Raw genomic sequence first — 14,288 nt, forward strand, 5'->3', positions numbered from 1 at the left:
CACAACCGGGCGAATGTACCTTCGGTCGATCGCCGACCGAAGGTACATTCGCCCGAGGGTTTCCGGAGCCTTCCGGTATCTCTGAGGAAAGGCGGCGCGGTGGTTTCTGGGGGTTCGATCGACAGGGCGTGGGGAGTTCGGCGTCGAAGGCGTGGCAACGGGCTCGTGACCACCGCGGTGTTTCTCGCAGTGTCCACGACGGTCCTCAGCTCGTGTACGGCCGACCCGCCGCCTCCCGTCGAGAGCACCGACAGCCCCAAACCCACCGTCTCACCCACGGAGAAGCAGCCCGTCGTGGTGGCCATCGACGACGTCGGCAGTGGATTCAACCCGCATCTCCTGTCGGATCAGTCGCCGGCGAACTCCGCCGTCAGTGCACTCGTCCTCCCGAGTCCGTTCCGCCCGGTTCCCGACCCGCAGCGTGTGGGCGGCAGTAACTGGATCCCCGATACCTCGCTCGTGATGTCCGCCGAGGTCTCGTCGCAGGAACCGTTCACCATCACCTATCAGTTGCGCAACGAAGCGCAATGGTCCGACGGTGCGCCCATCGCCGCGGAGGATTTCCGCTACCTGTGGCAGCAGATGATCAGCGCCCCGGGAGCCGTCGACCCGGCCGGCTATCAACTCATCGAGGACGTGCGGTCGTCGGGTGGCGGCAAGACCGTGAACGTGGTGATGAAGTCCGCGTACCCGGCGTGGCGAGAGCTGTTCACCGACCTCCTGCCGTCGCACCTGATCAAGGATTCGCCGGGGGGATTCGCCACCGGGCTGTCCGAGAACATTCCGGTGTCGGGCGCACACTTCCACATCAAAAACATCGACCGCGGTCGCGACGAAATTCTGCTCGAACGTAACGATCGATTCTGGGACAAGCCGGCGACCCCGGACCAGATACTCATGCGGCGTGACGGAACCCCCGCGCAGCTCGCCGACTCGATGCGCAACAACGACACGCAGATCGTGCAGATCCACGGCGGCACAGCCACTTCCGCGCAACTCGCGGCGATCCCGACTGTGCGCACGGGTGCGTCGTTCCAGCCGCGAGGGCTGTCGCTGACCCTCAACGGACGGGTGCCCGAACTCGCGGACGTCCGGGTACGCCGGAGTCTGCTGGACTTGCTCGATACCGACCTTCTGGCGGTCGTCGGGGCGGGAAGCGAAGCGGCCGCCGTTCCCACCCGCTCGCAGGTGTACGCCCCGTCCGACCCGGGATACACCGCTACCGCCCCCGCGCGCCCGTCCCGCGAACAGGTGCTGGCGCAGCTCGCGGAGTACGGCTATGTCTCCGACATTGCCTCGCCCACTCCCGATCCCGCCGCAACCGTGCCGCAGGCGAGGCTCGTCCGCGGTGGCGTGCCGCTCTCGCTAGTCATCGGAACTCCGGAGGGGGATGACACCGCCAGTGCTGTCGCGAACACGGCTGCCGACCAACTGCGTGGTGCCGGAGTGGACGCCAGTGTGCAATCCATACCCGCGGAAGAGTTGTACGGAGAAGCGTTGACGAACGGCGAGATCGGCGCCGTCGTCGGATGGTCCCGCGACGGTTCCGATCCGGCAACCGCGCTGGCCTCCCGGCACAGTTGCCCGCCCGCCGCAGCGACGAACACGCCAGCTCGAGCCGAAGGGGCTGCACCGGAAGGGAATTCCGCCGCAGAGGCGGAAGCGCCGTCCAATCTGTCCGGCGTGTGCGACCCGTCGCTGCAGCCCGCGATCGACGCCGCGTTGCGCGGTGCGGGTGACGTATCCCAGGCTCTGGCCGACGCAGATCGCCGACTGTGGGATCTTGCTGCCGTGCTGCCGATCATGCAGGACCGCACGTTGGTGGCGGTAGGGCCGGGCGTCGAGGGAGTGTCGCTGTCGGGCGCTGTGCCGGTAGGAATTTTCAGTGACGCGGCCGGTTGGAGCAGGATCGAGGAATGACCGATCGACGCCTTCTCTTCATCCATGCCCATCCCGACGACGAAACGATCACCACCGGTGGCACCATCGCACATTACGCCGCCGAGGGTGTCGAGGTACACGTCCTGACCTGCACGCTGGGTGAGGAAGGTGAGGTGATCGGGGACGAGTGGGCTGGGCTCGTTGCCGGTGCCGCCGACCAACTCGGCGGATACCGGATCGGCGAACTGAGGTCTGCACTGTCGATTCTCGGCGCCGGACGGCCACGGTTCCTGTTGGAGGCGGGGCACTTTCGTGATTCGGGAATGGCGGGTACGCCCTCGGCAGCCCATCCGCGCGCCTTCGTCAACGCCGACAAAGAAACGGCGATCGCAGCCTTGGTGGCGGTCATCCGGGAGCTGCGACCGCACGTCGTCGTCACCTACGACGAGCACGGCGGCTACGGGCACCCCGACCACATCCAGGCGCATCGCCTCACGGAGGCAGCGGTGGAGGCGTCGGGGACGACGACATTTCCCGACGCCGGTGAACCGTGGCCGGTGGCCAAGCTGTACTGGACGGTCACCGAGGCGAGCGCGCTCGAATCGGGGATCTGCCGAATCGGCGACCTCCCCGAAGGATGGCGACTGCCCGAGCCCGGCGAACTACCGAGCGTGCCCGACTCCCAGGTCACCACGGTGATCGACGTGCAGGCGGTGCTGGACGCCAAGCAGGCCGCACTCGCGGCCCATGCCACGCAGGTGACGGTGGCGCCCGGAGGTGCCGAGTTCGCGCTCTCCAACGCCGTCGCCCAGCCGATCCTTCCGGAGGAACACTTCGTGCTGGCCCGTGGTCGGTCGGGGGAGGTCGACGACCGTGGTCGTGAGCGTGACCTCTTCGCCGGTGTAGAACTCTGACCTCTGCGGTGCCGGGCACGACCGCACTTAACTGTGACTCGCATTACGTATTACACTGTGGCGCACATCACGCAGCGGCTCAGTCCGAGTCCGTGTGACGCCCGTCAGGAGAGGTCTTCGATGTACAACTGGGATGTTCAGAACGCCATAGTGGCGTTCGTCGACACGCTGAAGCCGTCATGGCCCGCTCAGCGCGAGCTGTACTACAGCGTGCTGTATGGATTTGCCGACATGCAGAGTCACTTGCTGACCCTGCTCGGCTACCCGCCGGTCCCCTGATCCACTATTGACACATGGCCGTCGGCACCGCAGAAAAACGTGAACATACGGACGTTCTGGCAAGGGCCACCCTTGCCCTGCTGGTGTTCGACGGCCTTTTGTGTGCTGTCCTCGCCGTACTCTTTCTCCCGCTGTACCTCGGGGCGACGCCGTTCCCGGTGAGCATCCTCGTCGCCGGAGCGGTCAATGTGGCACTGGTGATCGCAGCGCGGTCCGCGACCGGCCGGGTGGGCGCCGCAGCCCTCCCACTCGTCGGGTGGATCGTGGGGTTCCTGCTCTGTATGCTCGGCGGGCCGGGCGGCGACGTCCTCCTGCTCGCGTCCGTGTGGACCCTGCTGCTATTTCTCGGCGCGTTGATTCCGCCTGCCGCATATCTCTGGAAGGTCGGGTCGCCGCTGCCGCCCACGTCCCCAGTTCCTGCCTGAGCGTCTGGACCTCTCGGTACCCGACCTTCAGTAGGCGACCGGGTGCTGCGGCTGATACACCATCATCTCGCCGGCGCCGGGAATTCTCAGCGCGGTGGTCAAGCCGTATCCCTCGTCGCGAACGTCGCGGGTGAACTCGGCGCCCTTCGCCTTCAACTCGGCAACCGTCGCCTCGATGTCGTCGCAGACGAGCGAAATCTCATGGTGAGGCTGCGTCGACCACGGCTCCCCGCCGCGGTCGTCCGAGGTGGGATGCACGCCCATCTCGGACGGGCCTGTGCGGAAGATGAGCCAGCCGCCTCCCGCGTCCACGTGGTCCCAGCCCAGCACGTCGCGGAAGAAATCGCGGGCAGCTTCGGCGTCGTCGGCATAGACGAGCGTGTGCACGGCAGTGATCATCTCGTCAGCATAAGCCGGAACGTCCGTCACACTGGGACAATGTCGAACGATGAACTTGCGGGACTGACCATCGCCGTCACCGCCGAACGCCGAGCCGCGGAGTTCGTCACGCTGCTCGAACGTCACGGTGCCACCGTGACGCACACACCTGCCATCCATGTGCTGCCGTTGGTCGACGACTCCGATCTGAAAGCACGAACGGCCGACATCATCACCTCTCCGCCGGACCTCGTCGTGATCAGCACGGCCGTCGGCTTCCGAGGGTGGATGGACGCCGCACGCGCCTGGGGTAACGACGAGGCCCTCGTCAGCGCGTTGAGCTCGGCACGCATCATCACCCGCGGTCCCAAAGCCAAGGGCGCCGTACGCGGTGCGGGCCTGCGGGAGGAGTGGTCGCCGGAGACGGAGTCGTCCGAGGAAGTGTCGCAACACCTCATCGCCGAGGGAGTGAGGGGGCTACACGTTGCGGTCCAACTACACGGCACGATCACGGAGTGGGAACCGATCACCGACTTGAGTGTCTCCCTGGCCGAGGCGGGCGCGCGGACCACTGCGGTGTCGGTGTACCGGTGGATACGGCCCGTCGATCAACGACCCCTGCGGGCGCTGGTCGACGGCATCGCCGGTGGTGACGTCGACGCGGTCACCTTCACCAGCGCGCCGGCGGTGTCCTCGCTGCTGAGCACTGCGAAGGACGTCGGACGCGTCGACGCTCTCGTCCGCGCGTTCAACGGGCCGGTGGCCGCGATATGCGTCGGCTCGGTAACGGCGTCGCCTCTCACCGTGCTCGGTGTCGACACTATGCAACCCGCCCGCTCACGGCTGGGCAGCATGGCCAAATACATCATCGAGGAACTGCCGAACCGGCGGTAGCACACTCCGGGTGTCGCACGAACGGGCGGGATCACCCCATCAACCCGGCCGCATGTGCGGCGTCGGAGAGCACCGACTCGAGCATCGCGGGGGTGAGCCGGCCGGTGAAGGTGTTCTGCTGGCTGACGTGGTAACACCCGAACAGGTGCAGAGGACCGGTCCGGCCGGCGAGTTCGACGTGGGCGCCGTGGCCGAACTTCGGGCGGGGTCGCGGGACGACCCATCCGGCGTCCTCCAGCACGGGCAGCAGTGCCTGCCAGCCGAATCCGCCGAGCACGATCACCGAGCGCAGCCGCGGCTGCAGGATCTTCAATTCGGCGTCGAGCCAGCGACGGCAGGTCTGCCGTTCCACAGGCGTGGGTTTGTTGTCGGGCGGCGCGCAGTGCACGGGTGCCGTGACCCTGGTGCCGAACAGTTCGAGGCCGTCACCGATGTGCGTGGCGGTCGGCTGACTTGCCAGACCGACGGTATGCAGCGCCGCGTAGAGGAAGTCTCCGCTGCGGTCGCCGGTGAACATCCGCCCCGTCCGGTTTCCGCCGTGTGCCGCAGGAGCGAGTCCGACGATCAGCATGGCGGCGTCGGGTGGTCCGAATCCCGGAACGGGTCGGCCCCAGTATGTTTCGTTCCGGTAGGCGGCGCGCTTCTCGAGGGCCACCTTTTCTCGCCACTCCACCAGACGTGGGCAGGCGCGGCAGTCGACGAGTTCGGCGTCGAGGCGCGCAAGATCGTTCAGCGGCGCGCCCACACGTCACCTCCGCCTGGAGTCACGGACTCGACGAGAGTCCACGCCTGATCGGCGGGGAGGTCGATCACGAGGTACTTTCCGGTGCCCGCGGGGGTGGCGGCGATGACGGTGGCCACCCCCGACCGGCGTTGGAAGAACGTCTGGCGGACGGTCCAACCGATGATGCCGTTCGCCTCGAGGCTGTCGCGGGCCCGGTCGAGGGAGCCGCTGCGGGTGATCAGCCAACCGGGAAGAACTGCGTGGCCGAGCCCGCGGTACCGGTCCCAGGCGAGGGCGGCTCCGGCGACCGTGGCCACCCCGATTCCTGCCCACACGGGCCAGATCACCGGCCGGCCGGCCGCCGTAAGGACGAGCGCGGCGAGCAGTGCGACACCCGCCGGGATCAGAGCCCTCGTGAAGCGCCGCCGTCGTGCGGCAGCTCCGTGCGGTCTCAGTGCGACCGCGGCTTGACGACTGTCTCCGATCACCGTGGCCATCACCCGTTCGGCTTCACGGCGCGGCGCCTGGGGAAGCAGAAGCGAGGACTCGTGTTTCTCGGCGCTGACCCCGGTCATGACGGCGTCGAGCCGGGCACCGCCGGCCAGCCGGAGAAGCAACGGCTCTTTCAGGGTCGTGCCCCGCAACCGTGCACGGTCGAGCGTCGTCTGCCGTGTTTTCAGGAGTCCGTGGCTGACGTGCAGTGTCCGTCCGTTGTCGGTGAGCGTCAGGTTGCCGTACGCCAGGAGATAGCGAATGCATGCCAGTGCACTGGCAGCGATCAGGAGTACGACGACTCCGAAGACCACCACGAGCGCGATACCGAGCCGCTCGGCCGATTCGATACCTTCGGTCACCGTCGAGGACCGTGCGATCTCGCGGGCGAACCCGTACTGGAATGCGATGCCGACGATCGCGCCGATGGTGACCACGCCCGTCACGGAGAACGGGGCGTATCGAACCCAGGAGGGCCTCCAGTGCCCGATCTCGTGTACGGGACGCTCGGCGGCGATCGTGCCGGGTCCGGGCACTGTTTCGGGTGTGTGGGAGAGCAGTGCGGTGCGCAGATCCGGGACGAGGGCGGCGGAGAGGGCATTGAGTTCGAAAGTCGCCGCGTCCGGTTTGGAACCGACCTGTTGTCCCGTGCCGATCCGGACGATCGACAATCCGAGCAGGCGATGCAGCACTCCCGCTTCGACATCCACCGAGCGGATGCGGTTTCGGGGAATGGAGAGGAGTCGTTTGCGGAAAAGTCCCTGCCTCAATTGCACGTGGACGGGACCGATGCGGTAGCTCGTGGTGAACCAGCGCGAGAGGCCGAGTGCCACGAACGCCGCCACCGCGATCAGACCCCACACGTGGTTACCACTCTGGCTGCCGACGACCAGCGACAGCAGCAGCACGGGCAGCAGCTTCACGAACTCGCTCACCGGGTGGACCAGCAGCATCCGCCGATCCAGGCGGAGCCACGGTTGTTCTGCCTCGGCCGCGGCCGCGGCCTCACCGTGCGCGAGGAGAGGCGCGACTCCGGGCGGCGGCGCAGTCATGTGGCGTCGCCGACGTTGGTTCCGGCGATCTCGGTGAGCTGGGCCACGGTGCGATCTGCGGTGTCCTGGTCGAGGGCGGTGATCTTGACCGCACCGGCCGACGACGCCGTGGTCACGGTGACCGTGGCGAGACCGAGCATGCGGTCGATCGGCCCGCGTTCGGTGTCGACCGTCTGCACCCGGGAGATCGGGGCGATGCGCCGTTCCTGCGTGAACCACCCGGTGCGCGTGTATACGGCGGTGTCGCTGATCTCCCAGCGATGCACGCGATAGCGCCAGAACGGAACGACGGTGACATGCAATAGGGCGAGGACGACAGTGACCGCTGCAACGCTGATCTGAGCCCAGGTCGGCCACCAGCTGCCGACGAAGGCACCCACCGCCTGGAGGGCGAAGACCGGGAGCCACAAGAGTGCGGCGTTGATGGCCCACAGCTGCCTGGCTCGGGGGCTGGGCCGCCACAGCGGATCGGCCATGGTGACGGTAGCGGGCGCACTCATGCCCCTACTTTGGCCGTGCACCGGCATTCTGTCGAGAACAGACCTATCGTGAGAGGACCCCCGAAGCGAAAGGAGCGCAGACATGACGTCATTCGATGCGGCCAACTCTCCGGAGGTTCCCGAGGCCGACCGTTTGGAGCAGGATCTGGCCGTCGACGACGAGCCCACTGACGAGGTACAAGAGGTGTCGTCCTTGGAAGTGAACGAGGCGGATGCCGCGGAGCAGAGCCGAGTCGTCCCGGACGACGAAGACTATCCGCGCGAATAGCGATACCGGCCGCTCGGGGGAGTCTGGGTGGCACGTGCGCGAGTGGGTGGCGCATGATCGCTGGGTGACCCATTCAGGTGAAGAGACCGGCCGGCCCACCATGCTTCCCATACCGGGTATTCCAGCGGCGACCTCGACTGGCGCATCGGTGCAGGAAGCGGCACCTTCTGCCTCGGCTATGCGGCGTGTGTTGCGGCGTGCCCGGGACGGCGCGACGTTGAATGTCGACGAGGCCACTGTTCTGTTGCAGGCGCGTGGCGACGATCTGGTCGATCTGTGTGCGTCGGCGGCGAAGGTGCGCGATGCGGGGTTGCTGGCGGCGGGCAGACCCGGGGCGGTCACGTATTCACGCAAGGTGTTCATTCCGTTGACGCGGTTGTGCCGCGACAAGTGCCATTACTGCACGTTCGTGACCGTGCCGGGCAAGCTGCGGGCCGAGGGCCGGGGTGCGTATCTCGAGCCGGACGAGGTGCTCGAGATCGCCCGCCGGGGCGCGGAACTGGGGTGCAAGGAGGCCTTGTTCACCTTGGGAGATCGTCCCGAGGATCGGTGGCCCGAGGCCAAGCAGTGGCTCGACGAGCGCGGCTACGATTCGACGCTCGATTACCTGCGGGCCATGTCGATCCGGGTGCTCGAGGAGACCGGGCTGCTGCCGCACCTCAATCCCGGGGTGATGAACTGGGAAGAGATCTCCCGCCTCAAGCCGGTGGCGCCCTCGATGGGGATGATGCTCGAGACCACGGCCACCCGGTTGTTCACCGACAAGGGCGAATGCCATTACGGCAGCCCGGACAAGGATCCGGCGGTGCGGCTGCGCACGCTCACCGACGCCGGGCGGTTGAACGTGCCGTTCACGACGGGAATTCTGGTGGGCATCGGCGAGAGCGTGCGCGAGCGGGCCGAGTCGATCATGGCGATCCGCAAATCGCACAAGGCGTTCGGGCACATCCAGGAAGTGATCATCCAGAACTTCCTGGCCAAACCGGATACCGCGATGCGCGATGCCCCCGATGCCGGTCTCGAGGAATTCCTGGCGTCCATTGCGGTATCGCGGCTGCTGCTGGGTCCGGGGATGCGGATCCAGTCGCCGCCCAACCTGGTCTCGAACACCGAATGCGCCGCGTTGCTCGGTGCCGGTGTCGACGACTGGGGTGGGGTGTCGCCGTTGACCCCCGACCATGTGAACCCCGAACGCCCGTGGCCGAATCTGGACACCCTGGCCGAGATCACCGCGCAGGCCGGGTTCGTGCTCACCGAGCGCACGGCGGCGCAGCCACAGTTCGTGCTCGCCGGCTCGCCGTGGATCGATCCGCGGATCCTCGGGCACGTGCAGGCCCTCGCCGACCCGGACACCGGGTTGGCCCGGCCGGACACGATCCCGGTCGGATTGCCGTGGCAGGAGCCGGACGAGTCGTGGGAGTCGACCGGGCGGGTGGATCTGCACACCGGAATCGACACCGACGGCCGCAACACCGACACCCGAAGCGATCTGGGCAGTGCGTTCGGGGACTGGGAGACCGTCCGTGAGCAGGTCCTCGAACTCAGTGGCCCGGTGCGGGTGGACACCGATGTCCTCGCGGCGTTGCGCAGCGCCGAACGCGATCCGGCCGGATGCACCGACGACGAGTACCTGGCCCTGGCCACCGCCGAGGGGCCGGGTCTCGAGGCGATGGTGGCGCTGGCCGACGCCCTCCGCAAGGAGGCCGTCGGGGACGAGGTCACCTACGTGGTGAACCGGAACATCAACTTCACCAACATCTGCTACACCGGCTGCCGGTTCTGCGCGTTCGCGCAGCGCAAGGGTGATGCGGATGCGTTCACCCTGTCGACGTCCGAGGTCGCGGACCGGGCGTGGGAGGCGCACGTCGCCGGGGCCACCGAGGTGTGCATGCAGGGTGGCATCGACCCGGAGCTGCCGGTCACCGGGTACGCCGATCTGGTGCGGGCGGTGAAGGCGCGGGTGCCGTCGATGCACGTGCATGCGTTCTCTCCGATGGAGATCGTCAACGGTGCCGCCAAGGGTGGGCAGAGCATCCGGGACTGGCTCACCGAGTTGCGGGAGGCCGGTCTGGACACCATTCCGGGCACGGCGGCGGAGATCCTCGACGACGAGGTCCGTTGGGTGCTGACCAAGGGGAAGTTGCCCACGGCCACCTGGGTCGAGGTGGTCACCACGGCGCACGAGGTGGGGCTGCGGTCGAGTTCGACGATGATGTACGGCCACGTCGACAACCCGAAGCACTGGGTGGGGCATCTGCGGGTGCTGCGCGGGATCCAGGACCGGACCGGTGGTTTCACCGAGTTCGTGCCGTTGCCGTTCGTGCATCAGAGCGCGCCGCTGTATCTCGCGGGTGCCTCGCGGCCGGGCCCGACCAACCGCGACAACCGCGCCGTCCATGCCCTGGCAAGGATCATGCTGCACGGGCGGATCCCGAACATTCAGACCAGTTGGGTCAAGCTCGGTGTCACGGGTACTCAGGTGATGTTGCAGGGCGGTGCCAACGATCTCGGCGGCACCCTGATGGAGGAAACCATCTCCCGGATGGCGGGGTCCGAGCACGGTTCCGAGAAGACCGTCGCCGAACTACGGGCCATCGCCGAGGGCATCGACCGCCCGGCACGCGAACGCACCACCACCCACGCCCGACGCGAAGGAAGGTCACCCGCAGCATGAGCGATACGGATCGGCTCGGAGACGACAAGGTCGTCGCGATACTGGATCGGGCCGCGCGCGGCATCAACCCTGTGCTCGATCTGGCACTGACGGACCCGTTCGGGATCAAGGGCCGGACGTTCGTCCCGACACCGGAGGAGCGCAGCGCCGCAGAAGCCCTGCTCGACGGCATCGCCTGGGTGCTGGACACCATCCAGTTCCCGGGAACGGCTTCGTGGGAGAAGGCAAGCGACGACGAACGCGCTCGGTGGTGGGTGACGCGCATCGGGGCACTCAACACGGTCGCGGTCGCGTTCCCGGGCATGTTCGGCGTTCTCCTGAACCGATTGCCCATCCGAGACCTGCTCGGGTTCGCGAACCAGGCTCTCGTACTCGTCGCCGTTGCGCGGGAGCACGGTGTGACCGAGCGGGCCGAGCAGGTGGAGCTACTGGCGTCGGTGCTGTGCCGGCGTGACGCCGATGCTCGCGCCCTGTCTGCCGAGGGTGACGGGCCCGGTCCCGTCCCAGGGGAGTCGTCGTGGCGTCCGTTCGCACTGATCGGCGTCTTGTGGCGCACGGCCCGCACGCTGCGTGCACTCACCACCGAGCTCGATCAACGGCCGGGGCCGGGTCGCACCTACTCTCTGCTCGGCAACGTGCCGGTGATCGGTGTGGTGGCCGCGTATCTCGGTGAACGGGGAGCGCTGGCGCGGGCGGCGAAGCAGGGTGAGCAGTGGATCAGCTCCCACGCGGCGCTTACCCCAGGACTGCGCCGGGTCAGGTAACCCTCAGCGAAAAGTGGGAGTCCGGGCAGGGGATAATAGGGTCTTCTGCGGGTCTTCCGCAGCTCGTTGGTGGCGTCAGAAAGGCAGGGAGAGCGGCAGTGCCCTACACGATTGCTGAACCGTGCGTAGATGTGTTGGACAAGGCATGTATCGAGGAGTGCCCTGTCGACTGCATCTACGAGGGCGGGCGGATGCTCTACATCCATCCCGACGAGTGTGTGGACTGCGGTGCCTGTGAACCTGTCTGCCCGGTAGAAGCAATCTTCTACGAAGACGACGTCCCGGAACAGTGGAACGGCTATATCGCCGCCAACGTCGATTTCTTCGACGACCTCGGATCCCCCGGTGGCGCAGCAAAGTTGGGCAAGGTCGATTTCGACCCGCCGTTCATCAAGGCGTTGCCGCCCATGGGCGAGGACTAGATGTGCCGCGTATCTCGGTAGCCAAGGCACTGCCCGACTTTCCCTGGGACTCACTCGAGTCGGCCAAGGCGAAAGCACTCGCGCACCCGGGCGGCATCGTCAACCTGTCGGTGGGCACGCCCGTCGATCCCGTTGCGCCGATCATCCAGGAGGCGCTGGCCGCGGTCGCGGCCGTCCCCGGATATCCGACGACGCACGGTACGGAGGAGTTGCGTGTCGCTGCCGTCGAGTCGCTGAAACGCCGGTACGGGATCGCCGGGATCCATCCGGTTTCGGTGCTCCCCGCCATCGGTACCAAGGAACTGATCGCGTGGCTGCCCAGCCTCCTCGGGCTCGGGTCCGACGACCTGGTGGTCATTCCGGAACTCGCGTATCCCACGTACGAGGTGGGGGCGCTTCTCGCGGGTGCCCGCGTGATCCGCGCCGACGGGCTCAACCGGTTGGGGCCGGAGGCTGCGTCCCTCATCTTCGTCAATTCGCCGTCCAACCCCACCGGTAAGGTGCTGGGCCTCGAACATCTGCGCAAGGTGGTCGACTGGGCGCGGCGGCGCGGCGCCCTCGTCGTCTCCGACGAGTGCTACCTGGGACTTACCTGGGAGGGTGAGGCGCTGTCGATCCTCGACGAGCGGGTGAACGACGGCGATCTCACCGGCTTGCTCGCCGTGCACTCCCTGTCGAAAACGTCGAATCTCGCGAGCTACCGCGCCGGATTCGTCACCGGTGATCCCGTGCTGGTTGCCGAACTCCTCGAGGTGCGCAAGCACGCTGGGATGATGGTGCCACTGCCCATCCAGTCGGCGATGACAGCCGCGCTGTCCGACGACGAGCACGAGAACGAGCAGCGCGAGCGCTATCGTCGTCGCCGCGACATCCTCCTCGCCGCAGTACGGGGTGCCGGATTCACCGTCGACGATTCCGAGGCCGGGCTCTACATCTGGGCCACCCGCGGTGAGTCGTGCCGCGACACCGTCGAGTGGTTCGCCGACCGCGGCATTCTCGTCGCCCCGGGGGAGTTCTACGGTCCCCGCGGCGGCACGCATGTGCGGATTGCCTTGACTGCCAGCGACGAGCGGATCGAGGCGGCGGCCGAGCGGTTGCGCTGAGGTGCGGTGGTTTGCGGTGACAGGATTGTGTCCGTGAACCTGGACGATGTCGCCGACGAGTTGTATGGCCTCGACCCTGGTGAGTTCGTCTCGGCCCGCACTGCCAGGGTGGAAGCGGCCCGCGAGACCGGGGATCGTGCGATGGCCAGCGCCATCGGGAAGCTGCGGAAACCGACAACGGTGGGGTGGCTGGTCAACCTACTCTCGCGCGAGTTGCCGGAGGAGGTGGGCGCGCTTTTGCAGTTGGGTGAGGCGCTTCGGGACGCCCAACGCCATCTGTCGGGGCCGGACCTTCGGAAACTGTCCGCCCAACGGCAGCAGGCAGTGAGCGCCCTGGCTCGCCGGGCGGGGGACATTGCGGCCGAGCGCGGGCGGCAGGTCGGTGAAGACGCTTTACGCGAGGTGGGGCAGACGCTCACAGCGGCGCTCGCCGATCCCGGCACGGCGGATCAGGTTCGGCTCGGCCGGATGGTGACTGCTGCGAGTTACAGCGGTTTCGGCCCGGCCGGACTGAGTGTCGTTTCGGAGAAGCTTGCGAAGAAGAGCGAGAATTCGGCGAGCCCGACCGCGTCGGACGGGGGTTCGTCCGCGAAGTCGACGACCGAGTCCAAGCCGAAATCGGCTACCGAGTCCAAGCCGAAGTCGGCATCCCGGAAGGACACGAAGTCGGAGGCGCGCAAGCGCGACGCCGAGCGGGCGGCTGCAAAGACGGAGCTCGCCGAGGCCACGTCGCAGGCGGAGGAAATCCGGGGCGCGCTGAGCAGTGCACGGTCGGAACTCGAACAGGCGCGCTCGACGCTGGCGGAGATCGACCGGCGCATCGAGGAGTTGCGCGCGGAACTCGAACACGCTGAGCAGGAACGACAGTTCACCCGGAACGCCGAGAAGGCGTCGGCGGAGAGCGTGCGTCGGACGGAACGGGAACTCGACCGGGCCGAACAGCGGATGGACGAAGCGAAGCAGGCGGTCCGGGATCTTCGGTGAACACTTGACCTCCAGCGTGGTTCAGGTTTTAGCGTGAGATCATGCCTTTCACAGACGACGAACTCGCGTACCTGTCCACCCAGCGCCTCGGACGCCTCGCGACGGTCCAGCCCGACGGGACTTTGCAGGTCAGCCCTGTCGGCTTCCACTACAACCCCACGACGTCGACGATCGACATTCAGGGCTACCGCATGGCGGCGAGCCGGAAGTTCCGCAACGTCGCCGACAACGGGCGGGTGGCCTTCGTGGTAGATGATGTTCCTTCTGTCGATCCGTGGCGGGTGCGGTGCGTCGAGATCCGCGGCCGGGGGGAGGCGATCGACGCGGACGCTGCGCAGACGCAGGGCCTCGGTGGCCCGACGATTCGTATTCATCCGCGTCGCATCATCAGTTTCGGTCTCGGCGCCGGCGACCAGGACGTGCATCAGATGGTCTCGAACGCCCGCGACGTGTAGTCGCGGCCAAAACCGGATGGCTCCCCCTCTCCGGCGCTAACCTGGGCACAGGGTCCAACTCGGTCGGGTGTCCCGTCCG

Annotated in this window: 16 protein-coding genes; 12 read left to right on the forward strand and 4 right to left on the reverse strand. The window is 67.2% G+C overall.

Translation table 11 applies throughout. From position 1 onward, the window contains the following. The first annotated feature begins 99 nt into the window (after positions 1-99). From R4P95_RS27025 to R4P95_RS27040, 4 genes are all read left to right on the forward strand, one after another. Positions 100-1,920 carry an ABC transporter family substrate-binding protein gene (locus R4P95_RS27025; RefSeq protein ID WP_317747032.1) on the forward strand — a complete coding sequence of 607 codons (1,821 nt, stop codon included), beginning with the start codon at positions 100-102 and terminating at the stop codon, positions 1,918-1,920. Then, a complete protein-coding gene (mshB, locus tag R4P95_RS27030; RefSeq protein WP_317747031.1) occupies positions 1,917-2,795 on the forward strand; it encodes an N-acetyl-1-D-myo-inositol-2-amino-2-deoxy-alpha-D-glucopyranoside deacetylase in 879 nt (292 codons plus the stop codon). The genes R4P95_RS27025 and mshB overlap by 4 nt, the downstream gene beginning before the upstream one ends. 120 nt (positions 2,796-2,915) lie before the next feature. Continuing rightward, on the forward strand, positions 2,916-3,074 hold the full coding sequence (locus R4P95_RS27035) for a hypothetical protein (protein ID WP_204164781.1): 159 nt from the start codon (positions 2,916-2,918) through the stop codon (positions 3,072-3,074). Between the two features lie 14 nt (positions 3,075-3,088). Beyond that, on the forward strand, positions 3,089-3,499 hold the full coding sequence (locus tag R4P95_RS27040) for a hypothetical protein (protein WP_213577030.1): 411 nt from the start codon (positions 3,089-3,091) through the stop codon (positions 3,497-3,499). A gap of 27 nt (positions 3,500-3,526) precedes the next feature. Here the strand turns inward: R4P95_RS27040 and R4P95_RS27045 are convergent, their stop codons facing one another. Further along, complete coding sequence (locus R4P95_RS27045; protein ID WP_109331918.1) at positions 3,527-3,898, reverse strand: VOC family protein; 372 nt, start codon at positions 3,896-3,898, stop codon at positions 3,527-3,529. Positions 3,899-3,937: 39 nt separating this feature from the next. Here R4P95_RS27045 and R4P95_RS27050 point away from each other — a divergent pair, with 39 nt between their 5' ends. Further along, positions 3,938-4,771 carry a uroporphyrinogen-III synthase gene (locus R4P95_RS27050; RefSeq protein WP_213577031.1) on the forward strand — a complete coding sequence of 278 codons (834 nt, stop codon included), beginning with the start codon at positions 3,938-3,940 and terminating at the stop codon, positions 4,769-4,771. Positions 4,772-4,802: 31 nt separating this feature from the next. On the opposite strand, the gene R4P95_RS27055 is transcribed toward R4P95_RS27050, so the two are convergent. From R4P95_RS27055 to R4P95_RS27065, 3 genes are read right to left on the reverse strand one after another with little or no spacing between them, the layout of a single operon-like run. Further along, positions 4,803-5,516 carry a uracil-DNA glycosylase gene (locus tag R4P95_RS27055; RefSeq protein ID WP_213577032.1) on the reverse strand — a complete coding sequence of 238 codons (714 nt, stop codon included), beginning with the start codon at positions 5,514-5,516 and terminating at the stop codon, positions 4,803-4,805. After that, positions 5,501-7,039 (reverse strand): PH domain-containing protein, encoded by a 1,539-nt coding sequence (locus tag R4P95_RS27060; protein ID WP_317747030.1) that lies wholly within the window; start codon positions 7,037-7,039, stop codon positions 5,501-5,503. Before R4P95_RS27060 ends, R4P95_RS27055 begins: the two co-directional genes overlap by 16 nt. Then, positions 7,036-7,539 (reverse strand): PH domain-containing protein, encoded by a 504-nt coding sequence (locus tag R4P95_RS27065; RefSeq protein ID WP_317747029.1) that lies wholly within the window; start codon positions 7,537-7,539, stop codon positions 7,036-7,038. Before R4P95_RS27065 ends, R4P95_RS27060 begins: the two co-directional genes overlap by 4 nt. 82 nt (positions 7,540-7,621) lie before the next feature. Between R4P95_RS27065 and R4P95_RS27070 the strand changes: the two genes are divergently transcribed. From R4P95_RS27070 to R4P95_RS27100, 7 genes are all read left to right on the forward strand, one after another. Continuing rightward, positions 7,622-7,807: a hypothetical protein gene (locus tag R4P95_RS27070; protein ID WP_213577035.1), complete on the forward strand. Its 186-nt coding sequence runs from the start codon at positions 7,622-7,624 to the stop codon at positions 7,805-7,807. Positions 7,808-7,907: 100 nt separating this feature from the next. Further along, positions 7,908-10,481: a bifunctional FO biosynthesis protein CofGH gene (locus R4P95_RS27075; RefSeq protein WP_317747067.1), complete on the forward strand. Its 2,574-nt coding sequence runs from the start codon at positions 7,908-7,910 to the stop codon at positions 10,479-10,481. After that, entirely contained in the window at positions 10,478-11,245 is a 768-nt protein-coding gene (locus R4P95_RS27080; RefSeq protein WP_317747028.1) for a hypothetical protein, read from the forward strand. Before R4P95_RS27075 ends, R4P95_RS27080 begins: the two co-directional genes overlap by 4 nt. Before the next feature lie 98 nt (positions 11,246-11,343). Then, the gene (fdxA, locus tag R4P95_RS27085; protein ID WP_213577037.1) at positions 11,344-11,667 is read left to right on the forward strand and encodes a ferredoxin; all 324 of its coding nucleotides are present in this window, start codon (positions 11,344-11,346) and stop codon (positions 11,665-11,667) included. Positions 11,668-11,669: 2 nt separating this feature from the next. Further along, positions 11,670-12,770, forward strand: a complete 1,101-nt coding sequence (dapC, locus tag R4P95_RS27090) for a succinyldiaminopimelate transaminase (protein WP_317747027.1) — start codon at positions 11,670-11,672, stop codon at positions 12,768-12,770. Positions 12,771-12,803: 33 nt separating this feature from the next. Next, positions 12,804-13,754: a hypothetical protein gene (locus R4P95_RS27095; RefSeq protein WP_317747026.1), complete on the forward strand. Its 951-nt coding sequence runs from the start codon at positions 12,804-12,806 to the stop codon at positions 13,752-13,754. 41 nt (positions 13,755-13,795) lie between these two features. Continuing rightward, positions 13,796-14,209: a PPOX class F420-dependent oxidoreductase gene (locus tag R4P95_RS27100; RefSeq protein ID WP_213577039.1), complete on the forward strand. Its 414-nt coding sequence runs from the start codon at positions 13,796-13,798 to the stop codon at positions 14,207-14,209. Positions 14,210-14,288: the final 79 nt, after the last annotated feature.

Origin of the sequence: Rhodococcus sp. IEGM 27, from assembly GCF_033142305.1 — a bacterium.
Taxonomy (GTDB): Bacteria; Actinomycetota; Actinomycetes; order Mycobacteriales; family Mycobacteriaceae; genus Rhodococcus_F; species Rhodococcus_F oxybenzonivorans.